Origin of the sequence: Cryobacterium sp. Hh38 (assembly GCF_004403235.1) — a bacterium.
Classification (GTDB): domain Bacteria; phylum Actinomycetota; class Actinomycetes; order Actinomycetales; family Microbacteriaceae; genus Cryobacterium; species Cryobacterium levicorallinum.
Genome location: NZ_SOHD01000022.1, coordinates 47,929 through 62,630 on the forward strand (window position 1 = coordinate 47,929; position 14,702 = coordinate 62,630).

Here is a 14,702-nt window from a genome sequence, read left to right on the forward strand (position 1 = left end):
CGATAGACATGTCTAACGTGGGTTCTCGGGGGAGGATCGGCCAGGGCATCGCTCGATAATGGTGGCAACGCGGGGGCTCCAGTACCGGTTCTGCACACGGTACGACCACCATTCATCGAGCGGCCCCTGGCTCCACGTGGACATTGAGTCCTAAAATCGGGCAGACTCATCGGGCCGGGGCCCGCACACTAAGATTCGTTACGCCTCCTCGTCGGAGTGCCGATGCCCGCCGTTAAGCTGAGCCAATGAGCACTGAGCGAACGACTGCCGCCGAAATACTTGTCGAAGCGGCGCGCCCGGCTCGATCCCAGGCCCTGTTGGATGCCGTGACGAACTCCGTGGTGATCGCGGACGGCGCGATGGGCACCATGCTGCAGGAGCACAATCCCACTCTCGAGGACTACCAGCAGTTGGAGGGCTGCAACGAGATCCTCAACGTGAGCCGCCCCGATATCATCGCGGCCATCCACGACGTCTACCTCGCGACCGGCATCGACGCCATCGAGACCAACACCTTCGGCGCGAACTGGTCCAACCTCTCCGACTACGGCATTGAGGACCGCATTGAAGAGCTCGCCAGGCTCGGCGCGGAGATCGCCCGCACCAGCGCCGAAAATTTCGAAGCCCGCGACGGCCGGGTGCGCTGGGTGCTCGGCTCGATGGGCCCCGGCACCAAACTGCCCAGCCTCGGCCACACCACCTACGCCAACCTCAAGGCCACCTTCGCCGAGCAGGCGCTCGGGTTGATCCGCGGTGGCGCCGACGCGTTTTTGATCGAAACCTCGCAGGATCTGCTGCAGACCAAGAGCGCGGTGAACGGATGCAAGCAGGCCATTACCGAGACCGGCATCCGCTTGCCGATTTTCGTCGAGGTGACGGTGGAGACCACCGGAACCATGCTGATGGGCAGCGAGATCGGCGCAGCCCTGACGGCGCTCGAACCCCTCGGCATCGACGCGATCGGCCTGAACTGCGCCACCGGACCGACCGAGATGAGCGAGCACCTGCGCCACCTTTCCAAATTCTCCCGCGTTCCCGTCATCTGTATGCCGAACGCCGGCCTGCCGCAGCTGACCAAGACCGGCGCGAGCTACCCGCTCACCCCTGACCAGCTCGCCACGGCACACGAACAATTCGTGAAGGAATTCGGGCTGGGGCTGGTGGGCGGATGCTGCGGTACGACTCCCGCACACATGACCGCCGTGGTCGAACGGTTGCGTGGTGTCACCGTTAAACCGCGAACGCTCGAAGCGGATGCCGGCGTCGCAAGCTTGTACCAGCACGTGAGCTTCGACCAGGACAGCGCCTTCCTCGCCATCGGCGAGCGCACTAACGCCAACGGCTCGCGCGCGTTCCGCGATGCAATGCTCGCCGAGAACTGGGACGACTGCGTCGACATCGCCCGCAGCCAGGTGCGGGACGGCGCCCACCTGCTCGACGTGTGCATCGACTACGTCGGCCGCGACGGCGTCGCCGACATGAAACAGGTCGTCTCCCGGCTGGCCAGCGCCTCGACCCTGCCGCTCGTGGTGGACTCGACCGAACCGGCCGTGCTGCAGGCCGGCATGGAACTCATCGGCGGCCGCCCGGTGGTGAACTCGGTCAACTTCGAAGACGGCGAGGGGCCGACCTCCCGGTTCGGCCGCATCATGCCGCTCGTGAAGGAGCACGGCGCCGCCGTGATCGCCCTCACCATCGATGAAGAAGGGCAGGCCCGCACCGCCGAACACAAGGTGCGCATCGCCACCCGGCTGGTCGAGACCCTCGTGAACGTGTGGGGTATGCGGGTCGAGGACATCATCGTCGACGCCCTCACCTTTCCGATCGCGACCGGCCAGGAGGAAACCCGCCGCGACGGCATCGAAACTATCGAGGCGATCCGCCAGATCAAGGCGAAATACCCCGGCATCCACACGACGCTCGGCGTGTCGAACGTGTCGTTCGGACTCAACCCGGCCGCCCGGTCGGTGCTCAACTCGGTGTTTTTGCACGAAGCCACCGAGGCCGGCCTCGACTCCGCCATCGTCAACTCCGCCAAGATCGTGCCGCTCGCCTCGGTGCCCGATGACCGCCGAAAGGTGGCCATGGACCTGGTCTGGGACCGCCGCGAATACGACGCCGAAGGCACCCTCACCTATGACCCTCTGGTGGCCCTGCTCGACCTGTTCGCCGGCGTCGATTCCGCCGCATTGAAGGACGAACGTGCCGCCGAACTGGCGGCCCTGCCGGTGGGCGAACGGCTGGAGCGCCGCATTATCGACGGCGAGGCCAAGGGCCTTGAAGCCGACCTCGACCTTGCCCGGGCGGGGGGGCTGAGCGCTCTCGACATCGTCAACGTGCACCTGCTCGTGGGCATGCAGGTCGTCGGCGCCCGCTTCGGCAGCGGCGAAATGCAACTGCCGTTCGTACTGCAATCCGCCGAGGTCATGAAAGCCGCCGTCGCACTGCTCGAGCCGCATATGGAGAAATCCGAAGCCGCCGGCAAGGGCACGATCGTGCTCGGCACCGTGCGCGGCGACGTGCACGACATCGGCAAGAACCTCGTCGACATCATCCTCACTAACAACGGCTACGACGTGATCAACATCGGCATCAAACAGCCGATTGCTGAGTTCATTCGGGTGGCTGAAGAACACAACGCCGACGTGATTGGCATGAGCGGGCTGCTCGTGAAATCCACGGTGGTGATGAAAGAGAACCTGCTCGAACTCGAATCGCGCGGCCTCGCTGACAAGTGGCCGATCCTGCTCGGTGGCGCCGCACTCACCCGCTCCTACGTGGAGGACGACCTTGACAGCGTCTTCGCCGGGCAGGTGCGCTACGCCCGCGACGCGTTTGAGGGCCTCGCCCTGATGGAACCCCTCGTGGCCATCGCCCGCGGTGCCGACCCCAAATCGGTCGGCCTGCCGCCGCTCAAGAAACGCATCCACAAGAAGAGTCTGCTCACCTTGACCGAACCCGAGGAGATGCCCGCTCGGTCCGAGGTCGCGAGCGACAACCCGATCCCGGTGCCGCCGTTCTGGGGCACCCGCATCGTCAAGGGCGTGGCCCTAGCCGACTTTTCGGCCTTCCTCGACGAACGCGCCACGTTCATGGGGCAGTGGGGGCTCAAGCCCAGCCGGGCCGAAGATGGCGCGAGCTACCAGGAACTGGTCGATACCGTCGGTCGGCCGCGCCTGCGTTACTGGCTCGACCGCATCCTGGGCGAGGGCATGCTCGATGCCTCCGTCGCCTACGGCTACTTTCCGGTGGTTGCCGACGGCGACGACCTGGTCGTGCTGCACCACGGCGACGACCCGACCGGCCTGGTCGGCCAGGCTGGACTGCTCGCGCCCGACGGCGGTTCCGACGGCTTGCTCGGCACCGACCGCCTGCGCTTCAACTTTCCCCGGCAGCGCCGTGACAAACACCTGTGCCTGGCCGACTTCGTGCGCGGTCGCGCGTCTGGCCAAACGGATGTCGTCGCCCTCCAGCTGGTCACCGCCGGCGCGAACGTGGACTCAGTGACGGCCCAAATGTTCGCCGCGAACCAGTACCGCGATTACATGGAACTCAACGGGCTTACCATGCAGCTGACCGAGGCGCTGGCCGAATACTGGCACTCGCGCATCCGCTCGGAATTCGGTGTAAGCGGCGAAGATCCCACCGATATCGCCGGCATGTTCAAGCTCGAGTATCGCGGTGCCCGGTTCTCGCTCGGCTACCCGGCCTGCCCCGAGATGGAGGATCGCCGCAAGGTGGTCGAGCTGCTTAGACCCGAGCGGATGGGCGTGGTCTTGTCGGAGGAGCTGCAGCTGCACCCCGAGCAGTCGACCGACGCGTTCGTGTTCCACCACCCGGAGGCGAAGTACTTCTCTGTGTAGTTCGTCGGGGTCGGAGGGGGCTCCGCGCGGAGTTGCGCCAGTACGCGGGAGTTGCGCCTCCCGCGCACTGGCGCAAGTCCCGCGCAGCGCGAAACGGATGCCTTCGAGCCAGAGAACGAGTCAGCGGGGGCCCAGGCGCGCGCGGCGCAGGGCAGCGAGAACGGCCGGGCCCACCAGGGAGATGCCGACCACAGTGGTGATGGCCCGCACGGTGTCCCAGGTGAGGGTTGACGTGACCAGGGAGTACAACGCGAACGAGGCGAGGTTCTGCCCGGCGTCGGCCCCGGCCGTGTAGGAGATGCCGGTACCGCTACCGACGGCGAACGGCCAGAACCAGAGGTTCATCATGAGGCCGAACAGGTACGACGAGACGACGCCGTAGACGGCCAGCAGCACGATTTCGAGGCTCCCACGCCAGCGCGTCCCTGTCGTGAGCCGCGATTGCGCGTTCAGCCTGGGGAGGTGCCAGCGCTGCGTGGGCTCGCCATACGCGGGTTGGCTTGGCGCTTGTGCGGTCGACGCCGGTTGGGTCCTGGGTGCGGTCGGGGTCGCTTTCGGCCAGTGCGGCAGCAGCCCTGCGCCGGCGCCGACCCAGCCGCAGGCGAACATCTGGAACGGGGTCCAGGGCCCGAAGCCGCCCCAGAGCAGGGAGGACACCGCGATGGTGAGCAGTCCGAGCAGAAAACCGAACCGCGCGCCGTAGACCCGTCCGGCCAGAATCAGCAGCACGAACACCGCCTCAACCCCGCCCATGCCGGCACCGGCGATTCGCACCGCGGCACCGACCGCCGCGAGCACACCGAGCAGCGCCACTGTTTTCGCCGTGTACATTTCCCGGTCGAGGGTGAGCGTGAGGGCCACGATGAGCGCCGGAATGAGCGCGAACGCCACGATCGGCACGGCGACCTGCGCGTCGGCCGGCACCGCCGCGACGAAGAACGGCCAGGCGAAGGCTGCGGCGGCGAGAACGCTGCCGCTGCCCAGAATCCACGACGTCCAGCGGATGCGCCGGCGCGCGCTCACAATGACCGTCACGAGTGCACCTCGATAGGGACTTCGAGCCGGCCGGCTTCCATGCGCAGGATTCGGGTGGCGAGACCCCGCGCGAAGTCGTCGTCGTGGGTCGCGAAAATAACCGCAGCGCTGTGGCTCGCGGCCTTGAGCAAAGCGTCGCTCACCAGGGCACGCGACGTGAGGTCGAGGCCGCGAGTGGGTTCGTCGATGAGCAGCAGGGCGGGCCGGGCCGCGAGTTGAATGGCTATCACGAGGCAGAGGCGTTCGCCGGAAGAGAGGTCGCGTGGGTGGCGCTGCAGCAGGTGCGCGGCATCCGCGACGCCATCGAAACCCAGCAGCTGCGCAAATGTCTGTGCCGTATCGGCGCCAGCCAGAGTGCGGTTAGCCCGCCGACACTCCTCGGCCACGGTGATCGCAAACAATAGGTCATCGAAGTTCTCGGGCACCAGCGCCACGGCCTGCCGACGGGTTCGCCGCTTGAGGGAGTGCACGTCATGGCCGGCAACGGTGACGGTGTCGGCAGCCGTCGGCAACGCCATCGCCCGCAACAGGCTACTTTTACCGGCGCCGTTGCTACCCCGAAGCGCGATCAGCTCGCCGGCCTGCACCTTGAAGGACACGTCGTCGACGACCAGACTCGTTCGGTGTCGAACGCTCAGCCGGCGGATGCTTGCCAACAGCACAGCAGGCACGGTTCCGAAATCTCGCGGCGCGACCGGCGTCGGCGTAAGAGTCTCGGCGGTCGACAGCGCCTGCATCTCACCGGCGGAGACCTCGTGCAGCTGGCTGCCTCGAATCTGGAGCCAGGCATCCGCTATCGAAGCGAACTCCTTCGTGTTGTGTTCGGCGATGACGACGCAGACGTCGGCCTCGTGGGCGAGCTGGCCAAGCACGGTGCAGACCCGATCTCGGGCGGCTCTATCGAGGTCGGCAAGCGGCTCGTCGACGAGCAACAGGATGGGGTGATTCACGATGGCCGCCGCGATTGCGACGAGGCTGGCCTCGCCCGCTGAGAGCCGCTCGATCGGTCGGTCGACCAAGTGTTCGATTTTCAGCCGAGCGGCGACCTGGAGAATGCGGGCGTGCACGATGGACGGGGTGACGTTGCGCACAGCCAGGGCGAAGCCGATCTCGTCGTGCACGGTTTCCGCCGTGAAGCCGAGCCGAACGTTTTGCGCTATGAGTCCGACGAAACCGGCCGTGTCACGCGGGGGAGTCGAGGCCCGATCGGCACCGCCAATGTTGACGGTGCCGGTCTGAACGCCGTCGTAGAAGTGCTGGAACAGCCCGCTCATGCTGTGCAGCAGGCTGGTTTTGCCTGACCCGGTCGCGCCGACGATAACGGTGAGAGTGCCGGGCTTGAGGGTAACGTTGAGCTCGTCGAGGTGCCAGCCCGTCTTGTCAGGCGCAGCACCGAAGTTCAATCTGACATCCCGGAGCACCACCGGTTCCTCGCACACGCCGGTTACGACGCGGGTCGCCGCGAATCCGCGGGTTTCCATCGACGCGGCCAGCGCGAGCGCGCGCTCGATTGTCTGCTCGAAGATGGGCACGAGCAGCGACGCGATCGATCGTTCTCCGCGCAGGGAGCGGGCAACCCGCACGTGGCGCACGGATTCCAGCAGTGCCGGAAAGGTCGCCCAGGCGATGACGAGCGAACGAGAGATGGCGCGCAGCGGGCCGCGACCGGCACCGCGCGCAAACAGGGATTGCACATTGATGACCGCGTTCAGCAGGCCGAAGAACACGATGATGGCGGCAACCGGCAGTGCGCTGAGCGCGGCATTGCCGAGACCGACCAAGGTGATCGGGCCCAACAGCGTGATGTGGCTGAACGGCCCGTCGAGTCGGAGCCGGGGAAGCTCCAAAAGCACCGGGCCGGTGCCAGCGCCTGCGCCGCCGAAGACCACGCGGTAGACGACCCGCAGCAGCACGAAGCCCACCGCGAGCACGATTGCCGCGAGAAGCGGGGCCAGGCGCAGGCGAAACACTAGCTGCCGGGCGTCGGCGTTTCAGTGCCGGTCGTGTAGACGAGTCCCACTGACTGGCCGGGTTCGACCTCGAGCGTGCCGATGCCCTCCTGGGCGTACTCCCATTCGGCGTCGGGAGTGGCCTTCACCCAGAGCGCCCAGTAGGCGTAAGCCGGTGGCATCGAGGCGCAGTTCTCGGTGAAGGATTCCTGGCCCTCGACCACGACGGTTTCGTCGGCGGCCGGGCGGTCGTTGACGCGGCAGACGATGGCGTCGCCGTATTCGACGCTGCCCTCGGTCGTGGTGCCCGTCGTTGCGAGGGTCTCGCTCGCAGGGATGGCCTTGGTCGCGTCGACGCACTCGGTGATCGTGGCGGCGTCAAGCAGACCGAAGTCCACGACGACGGCGACGCCGGCGCAGTCGGCCGAGGAAGCTTCAGCGGTCGCGGCAGGTGAGGCCGACGAGCCGGAATCAGCGGGAGCGCATCCGCTCAGTGCAGCGAGCAGAACGAGCGCGCCCAATGAAACTGAGGTGCGGGCAGCCGTGCTGCGGAAGCCCGTGTTGCGGGAGAAAATGGGCGCAGAAAAAATTGTTGCGTTGAGGTTCATTGGTTCAGATTACCTAGCGTTTAGAGGATGCCGGCGACTCGGTCGAGCCCCCCGCGGAGATCGAGCAGAAGGTCGTCGAGCGCTTCGATTCCGACTGACAGGCGCAGCATTCCGGCGGTGATGCCGAGGCGGGCGTTGAGGTCGGGGGCAAAGGAGGCATGGGTGGTGGTCAGCGGATGCAACACCATCGAGCGGGTGTCGCCGATACCGGTCATGCGGCTGAACACCCGCAGGCCGTTCGTGAAGGCGCGGGCACCCTCGATGCCGCCCCTGACCGTGACGGCGAAGACCGAGCCGGTGCGCCCGTTGTAGTACTGCTGCGCAATGTCGTGCAGGGGGCTGCTCGGCAGGCCGGCGTAGTCGACGACCTCGACCTCCGGCTGCTCTTCGAGCCAGTGCGCGATGGCACGGGAGTTGTCGACGTGGCGTTCCATGCGCAGCGACAGGGTTTCGATGCCCTGGTGCAGCAGAAACCCGTTGAACGGGGAGAGCGCCGGGCCGACGTCGTTGACCACAGCCTCGCGCACATACTGGGCGAAGGCGGCCGGGCCGAACCGGTCGAGCAGCGACGGCAGGCCGGGACGTAGCGAGTCGGTGAGCAGCGGGTAGCGGCGGGAACTCGCCGCCCAGTCGAAGGTACCGCCATCGACGATCGCGCCGGACACACCGGCGCCGTGGCCGCTGAGAAACTTGGTGGTCGAGTGCACGACAATGTCGGCGCCGTGCTCGAACGGGCGAATCAGGTACGGCGTGGCCACGGTGTTGTCGACGACGAGGGGGATGCCGTGGCGGCGGGCGACGGCGGCAATGCGGGCGATATCCACGACGTCGTTGCGCGGGTTGGGGATCGTTTCGGTGAAAATCGCCTTGGTCTCCGGGCGAATGACCGCGTCCCAGGCTTCGTCGGAGTCGGTGTCCCAAACGTAGTTGACCTCGATGCCCATGCGGCGAAAGCTGCGACCGAGCAGAATGCGGGTACCGCCGTAAATGCTCGCGGTCGACACGATGTGTTCGCCCGCTTCCGCCAAGGCGAACAGGGCGGCGCTGATCGCGGCCTGCCCGCTCGACACGGCGACACAGGCGGTGCCGCCCTCGAGCGAGGCGAGGCGCTGCTCGGCGACCGCGTTGGTGGGGTTGCCCTGCCGGGAGTAAATGGGTTCGCGGGAGCCACCGTTGAACCGGGCGGCGCCGTCGTCGAAGGAGTCGAAGACGTAGCCGGCGCTCAGGGTGAGCGGCGGAATGCGTGCGCCGCAGTTTTCGTCGGCGTATTCGCCGACGTGCACCTGGCGGGTGTCGAAGCTGAAGCCGTCCCAGTTGGTAATCGGGTCCACGACCTCACGAGCGTCAGAGTTCAGCGGTGACGACGTGAGTGAAGCGGATACTGGTGCTGGCGTAGCCATGGAACTTCCTGTTGCGTCGGTGTGGGTCGGGAGCGGGGCATCCGTTTGTGTAGAGGTGGTCATCAGGCCGCGGCCTCGGCCGACACTCGGGCGACGAGCGCCGCGATGCGGACGACGGCCTCGCGCAGAGTGTCGGGGGAGCAGGCCAGGTTGAGGCGGGCGAAGCCCTGACCGCCGAGGCCGAAGGACTCACCGCTGTTGAGGGCGACGCGGGCATCGTCGAGAATGCGCTGGTACGGATTGTCCCCGAGACCGACGTGGCGAAGATCCATCCAGGCAAGATAGCTGGCGCGCGGCCGGTGATAGATCACGGCGGGCAGGTGTTCGCGGAGTAGGGAATCCAGGAGAGCATCGTTGCTGACAATTTGGTCGATGGCAGTGTCGAGCCAGTCGGTACAACCGAACGCGGCGATATTCGCGTGCAGGCCGAGAATGCTGGTGCGACAGGCAACTTCCTCGGGCAGGCGGCCCAACAGCTCGTTGGTCGCATCATCGGCCGCGACCATGATGGCGCACTTGAGCCCGGCAATGTTCCAGCCCTTGCTCGCCGAGGTCACGGTCACCGCGCGCGCGCCGGCGGCCACGGCCAGCGGGGCGAACGGAGTGAAGATGGCGCCGGGGTAGGTGAGCGGGGCGTGGATCTCGTCGGAGATCACGAAGACGTCATAGTGGGCCGCGAGCCGTGCGAGCTCCTCGAGTGTGGCCCGCGCCCACACGATGCCGTGCGGGTTGTGCGGGTTGCACAGGAGGAAGGCATCGACGCCGGAAGCGAAACTGCGCTCCAGCGCCGCGAAGTCGAACAGCCAGGTGTCACCGTGCTCGATCAGGGGGGTCTCCACGACGTTACCGAGGGCCTCCTCCACCAGTTCGTAGAACGGCGGGTAGACCGGCGGGGTGATCGCGACGCGGCCGCCAACCGGCACGGCCAGGCGCAGGGCCTCGACGATGCCGACACTGACGTCCGTGGCGAGATGTACGTGGCTCGGGTCTACGTTCCAGCCCCAGCGGTTCAGGGCGAACGCGGCGAAGGCCGGAGCAAGCGGCCCAGGGCCGTCAAGGTAGCCGGTGTCGGAAGCCTGTACGCGCTCCACCAGGGTCGCGACGATCTCTGGTGCCAGGGGGTAATCCATCTCGGCAACGAACAAGGGAAGTACGTCGGCGGGAAACCGAGTCCACTTGATGCTGCTGCGCTCGCGCCGGATATGCTCCAGCGGTGCGGCCTTGATGACTGACATGACCACAGCATGTTCCTGCCGCCCCGAATTAGCGAACAGGTCCGTAAATATTCGACACATGAGAGCGGATGCCGCCGGTGTCCGCTCGCAGCGGCCAAGGGTGTTGTCACCCCTGATTAACGTCCGGGGTAGGCGATAGGAACCGACATGTCAAGCGCTCCGTAAGCCAACGGCTGACGGGACGTTTCTGTATGGCCAGACTGCGAGGATTCGCCGCGTCGGGATTGCGCGTCGGCTGACCTTCTGGTTCCCACTGACGGATGGACGGGTCGTAGTGGCCCTGTTCGCGGGCGAGAAGGCATCAACGGGAGACATGTTCTACGACGGTGTCGAATCACTCATGAACGGCTTTGGTAGCCGTAGCGCTGGGCCATCTTCTCGGCGAGCAGCTGCGCTGCTTCCACCGCGGTCAGTGCCAGGCTCTCGCTTTCGTCAACGCCGAGTTCGCGGAGCGCCCGAACGAGATACAGCGGTAATGGCTCCCTCTGGGTCACGGTTTCGGGTGCCCCGCGGTCCGGCAACTTCTTGTCACGAACACAGGCCCAAAACGCGTCAGCGTCAACGGTGAGTTGGGTTCGCAGGATGTGGGTCCACATCCCGGCAGAGTACGTCGACCGGTCGACGGGCCTGGAGATTCGTGTTCGGAGGATTTGCCCGTCCCAGAGCGCCAACTCATAGGTGCGGTGATGTCTGACAGGCTGTCCTGATGTGCCGCGTACGAGCTGCCACTTTTCCGCCACGCAGAAATCGTCGTGGTCCTCGCGGGTCGTGGCCGGGTGCTTACTCACCGCCGCGCTCAAGCCATTCGAGGAGCTGCTCGTCGGTTGAAAGTTTGATGAGCTGCACAAGTGCCCAGTTGTCGGCGTGATTCGGAGCACGCTCCAGCCGGTCGTCCCAGTCTTCGGCGTACTCACGAAGCGACAGGGCGAGGTCAGCGAGCGCGCCGTCAACATCCGTACCCTCTGACACGAAGGGGCGACCTTCCATCAACGCAATGGTGCGGTCATCTTCCCGAGTGACGCGAACGCGCGGCGATACAGTGCGAGAGAAGTATGTACGGAGCCGATCCACAGGCATGACCGCAGAGAGCTGACCATCGCGCTGCACGGTGACGGTTCGCCCGCGCGCGGTTGCATCGAACACCTCCTTGAGATGTGAGCGCACGTCTGTAAAGGTCCTGTAATCGGCGACAAGTGGCATTTCGACCTTTCTGCGCAGGTGAACCCGCGCGCACATGCGAGCGTACGTTGAGTACGTCATGTACATGTTATCTCGGTGTCACCTCCTCTGGCCACCTCGGCACTTGATGCACAGGGCCGACGCTGTCCGCTCGGCAGCACGACGGGCGCCCACGGTTCGAGTTAGGTCACCACCAACAATGACGAGCTCTGGCGGAACAGCGAGGCTTCTCAGGTGATCGGCTACCTGGACCAACCGATTAGGCGCTTCGAGGTCTTCCATCGCGGTGCGGATCTGACATGTGCGCAATGACCACCATCTGCCACCGCGTTTCACCATGCACTTCACATCGCGCGAGTTGATCGCCACTAGCTGAAAACGGGCATCGTGGTGGCCCGTAACTCTTTCGGGGGGAGCGGTTTGGATTCAAGAATCCGTAATATGAGTATTTGTCACTTCGCTCTAACTTTGAAACGTCCTAGCGCTGATGGCTGGATTGCTTGGTTCCCGCGCGACCGCGCGGGTGAGAACCCTAAAACGACGGAGCACTCCATCTCAATGTTGAATCCTGATTTAGTTACCCGATCCGCACACCGCCACCAGATCGCCTTCCGGTGACTTTCAATCCCCCCTCTGAGTCGCGTTTTGCGGCGGCCAGCCGGTTTATGACGGCGCAGACCTGGTGGATTGCCAGCGAATTGGTTCGCCGGCATCCGCATCTACTCATGACGCGCGTCACAGCTGAAGACGACGGACCAGTAGTTCTACTCCACGACGAACAAGATGGCATGCGCATTCAGTTCGATTTGGAACGCGGCATCAGATTTGTGGTTTTGGGTGAGGCCGTCAACATGGAGTGGCGACGCATTGTGAACTCGGATAGTTCGCACGAGATCGTGAAGATGATCGAGTTCGCCACGGGTCTTCAGACACCCCGAGTCACGCCGAATGCCACGCATCGTGCCCTCGTATACAGGCTGATCAGTAGCTTCCTGACGTCGGTTGTGAACGACCCGAATGAGTGGAACGTCGTGCCAGCGACCAGGTCCACTGACGGCACCAACGATCAGAGCGCCGGGCAGTTTCTGCTCTTGTTTCCGTCAACGCGAGCGGCTGTCGCGGCTTACACCGCGCAGACCCATACCCAGGTGGTCAGATGTCAGCGACCACGGCCTGCGTGCTGGGAAAATTCCAGCCCTGACCACTCCAGCCTGCCGTTGACTGCCGCGTCACTTTCTGCGAGTAGACCTTTACATGCGAAGGGGCCAAGCTGCCCACCGACAGTTCTTGGAGGTCATTATCTCGTCGTGCGGGTTCTCGTCCACGTCTGGGGTGACCGGGTGAACAGGTAAGGAAAAGCTTGCAGGCTCGCCGCGTACCGACAGGGTCCGGCATCGTGGGTGGGGGCCCGGTCGGGCGTGCTACTTGGCGAGGAACGCGAGTACGTGCCGGTTCCATTCGTCCTTGTGGGAAACGGTGAGACCGTGGGGGGCGTCTTCAATCAATACGAGTACGCTGCCGGAGATGGCCTCGTGCGTGCGCTTGCCGCTGACCTCGAACGGCACGATGATGTCAGAGTCGCCGTGAATCACCAGGGTCGGGATGGTAATTTTCGTCAGGTCATCGCGAAAGTCCGTCGTCGCGAAGGCGGTGGTGCAATCGAGCGTGCCCTTCGGTGAAGCCATCTGGGCGATATCGAGGTTGTACGCAATCTGTTCGGAACTGACCTTCGGCTTGTTGACCAAGGACGGTTTACCCGCCGTGAAGAACATCGTCAGGAACTCGTTCAGGAATGCCGGCCGGTCGCCGGTCAAACCGTCGTGGAACCACTGGGCCAGGTCGGCGTCGACACCGCCGTCAGGGTTGTCCTCAGATTTCCAGAGGTACGGCGGCACCGCGCTGGCGAAGACGAGTTTCGCGATGCGGTCGGTGCCGTAGGTACTGACGTAGCGGGCGAGCTCGCCGCCGCCCATCGAGAATCCGATGAGCGTAACATCCCGCAGGTCCAGGGTATCAAGAACGGTCTTCAGGTCGGCAGCGAACGTGTCGTAGTCGTACCCGTTCCAGGGCTGTGACGACTGGCCGAACCCGCGACGGTCGTAGGTAATCACCCGGTAGCCGGCGTCGACCAGGGCGGGGACCTGACCCTCCCAGGATCTGCCGCTGAGGGGCCAACCATGAATAAGTACGACGGGCTTTCCTGCACCGACGTCGTCGTAATGCAATTCAACGCTCGGATCGTTCTGACCGGTGACGGTGATGAAAGGCATGTTCGCTCCTTGCAATCGGAATGGTTCCTTGGAGGTAATCGGGATGGTTGTTTCGAGGTAACCGGTGTTCGCTGGGAGACGGCTGTAGGCGGCACCATCGGTCGGGCTCGTCTCCCCACATTCGACAGAACTGACCGGGACTGAGGAGGAAGATCGTGCAACCTGCCAAAGCACTGACATTCGACTCTGACGCGCCACCCGCTACGAGTTAAGAGCCACACTAAACCGCATGACGAGCATGACCCGGGCCGCGCTGGTAAGCGGAGCATTTGTAGAACTAGCTGACGCACTGGTCGGCGAATATGACGTGCTCGATCTCCTGCACACCCTGGTCGACCAATGCGTGGTGTTACTTGACGCCACCGCAGCTGGCATCCTCCTAGCGGACCACAACGGCAATCTGCAAGTTGTCGCCTCCACGAGTGAAGAAAGCCAGATCGTTGAAGTTTTGCAACGTGAAGCCGGAGCAGGTCCCTGCATCGACGCGTATCGGTCAGGAAAGGTCGTCACGCTCAGCGATATCGCCACCAACGGGGATCTCTACCCCACTTTTCAGGCCGCGGCATTGTCCCAGGGCTTCCAATCCGTTCACGCCATTCCGATGCGTTTTCGTCCCCACACCATCGGGGCGCTTAATCTGTTTCGAACGAAGAAAGGCGTGTTGAATGATGAAGACGCGACAATTGGTCAGGCCCTAGCCGACGTCGCGACGATCAGCCTTCTCTATGAACGCACGGCTCGAGAGAATGCAACGGTAAACGAACAGCTACAGCGTGCCCTCAATAGCAGAGTGTTCATCGAGCAGGCCAAGGGAGTCATCGCTGAACGAAACGGCATCAATATGGATTAAGCTTTCCAGCGGCTGCGCGAGCACGCCCGTTCGCGTCAGGAGCCGATGCACACAAGCGCCGCAGACGTGATCAGCAGCCGCGTCATGATCTAGGTCGGGTGTCCCGATTCACGCACTGCGTGAGCCATGCATTCCTAGAGGTACTGGCTAGATTTCCGACCTGGACTGGTCCTCCCGACCCTGCCGAGCAGACCACGAAACCACCGATCGCGGGACTAATGCAGCCGTGGACTGGACCGTCTGTGCTCGACCAAGCCGACACCGGGTCCCCGTCACCGTCGGTAATACGCCCGAGATGACGTTCACCGATCAA

General features: G+C 64.5%; 11 protein-coding genes. 3 read left to right on the forward strand and 8 right to left on the reverse strand.

Annotated elements, in window-relative coordinates:
* Window positions 1-245: 245 nt before the first annotated feature.
* Entirely contained in the window at window positions 246-3,863 is a 3,618-nt protein-coding gene (metH, locus tag E3T41_RS07505) for a methionine synthase (RefSeq protein ID WP_134477946.1), read from the forward strand.
* Window positions 3,864-3,983: 120 nt separating this feature from the next.
* Here metH and E3T41_RS07510 read toward each other — a convergent pair whose 3' ends face one another.
* The 7 genes from E3T41_RS07510 to E3T41_RS07540 form a co-directional block, all read right to left on the reverse strand.
* Window positions 3,984-4,898 carry an ECF transporter S component gene (locus E3T41_RS07510; protein ID WP_092452201.1) on the reverse strand — a complete coding sequence of 305 codons (915 nt, stop codon included), beginning with the start codon at window positions 4,896-4,898 and terminating at the stop codon, window positions 3,984-3,986.
* Window positions 4,895-6,868 (reverse strand): ATP-binding cassette domain-containing protein, encoded by a 1,974-nt coding sequence (locus E3T41_RS07515; protein WP_092452198.1) that lies wholly within the window; start codon window positions 6,866-6,868, stop codon window positions 4,895-4,897. The genes E3T41_RS07510 and E3T41_RS07515 overlap by 4 nt, the downstream gene beginning before the upstream one ends.
* Window positions 6,868-7,455 (reverse strand): hypothetical protein, encoded by a 588-nt coding sequence (locus E3T41_RS07520; protein WP_134477948.1) that lies wholly within the window; start codon window positions 7,453-7,455, stop codon window positions 6,868-6,870. Before E3T41_RS07520 ends, E3T41_RS07515 begins: the two co-directional genes overlap by 1 nt.
* A 20-nt stretch (window positions 7,456-7,475) precedes the next feature.
* Window positions 7,476-8,918, reverse strand: coding sequence for an O-acetylhomoserine aminocarboxypropyltransferase/cysteine synthase family protein (locus E3T41_RS07525; protein ID WP_241991070.1), 1,443 nt, complete (start codon window positions 8,916-8,918; stop codon window positions 7,476-7,478).
* Entirely contained in the window at window positions 8,918-10,090 is a 1,173-nt protein-coding gene (locus tag E3T41_RS07530) for a MalY/PatB family protein (RefSeq protein ID WP_092452234.1), read from the reverse strand. Before E3T41_RS07530 ends, E3T41_RS07525 begins: the two co-directional genes overlap by 1 nt.
* 338 nt (window positions 10,091-10,428) lie before the next feature.
* The gene (locus E3T41_RS18470; protein ID WP_233194954.1) at window positions 10,429-10,686 is read right to left on the reverse strand and encodes a hypothetical protein; all 258 of its coding nucleotides are present in this window, start codon (window positions 10,684-10,686) and stop codon (window positions 10,429-10,431) included.
* Between the two features lie 184 nt (window positions 10,687-10,870).
* Window positions 10,871-11,290, reverse strand: a complete 420-nt coding sequence (locus E3T41_RS07540) for a prevent-host-death protein (RefSeq protein ID WP_104131715.1) — start codon at window positions 11,288-11,290, stop codon at window positions 10,871-10,873.
* A 593-nt stretch (window positions 11,291-11,883) separates the two neighbouring features.
* Here E3T41_RS07540 and E3T41_RS07545 point away from each other — a divergent pair.
* A complete protein-coding gene (locus E3T41_RS07545; protein ID WP_134477950.1) occupies window positions 11,884-12,621 on the forward strand; it encodes a hypothetical protein in 738 nt (245 codons plus the stop codon).
* Between the two features lie 69 nt (window positions 12,622-12,690).
* On the opposite strand, the gene E3T41_RS07550 is transcribed toward E3T41_RS07545, so the two are convergent.
* Window positions 12,691-13,539 carry an alpha/beta fold hydrolase gene (locus E3T41_RS07550; protein ID WP_092452181.1) on the reverse strand — a complete coding sequence of 283 codons (849 nt, stop codon included), beginning with the start codon at window positions 13,537-13,539 and terminating at the stop codon, window positions 12,691-12,693.
* Between the two features lie 229 nt (window positions 13,540-13,768).
* Between E3T41_RS07550 and E3T41_RS07555 the strand changes: the two genes are divergently transcribed.
* The gene (locus tag E3T41_RS07555; RefSeq protein WP_134477952.1) at window positions 13,769-14,389 is read left to right on the forward strand and encodes a GAF and ANTAR domain-containing protein; all 621 of its coding nucleotides are present in this window, start codon (window positions 13,769-13,771) and stop codon (window positions 14,387-14,389) included.
* The last annotated feature ends 313 nt before the right edge of the window (window positions 14,390-14,702 follow it).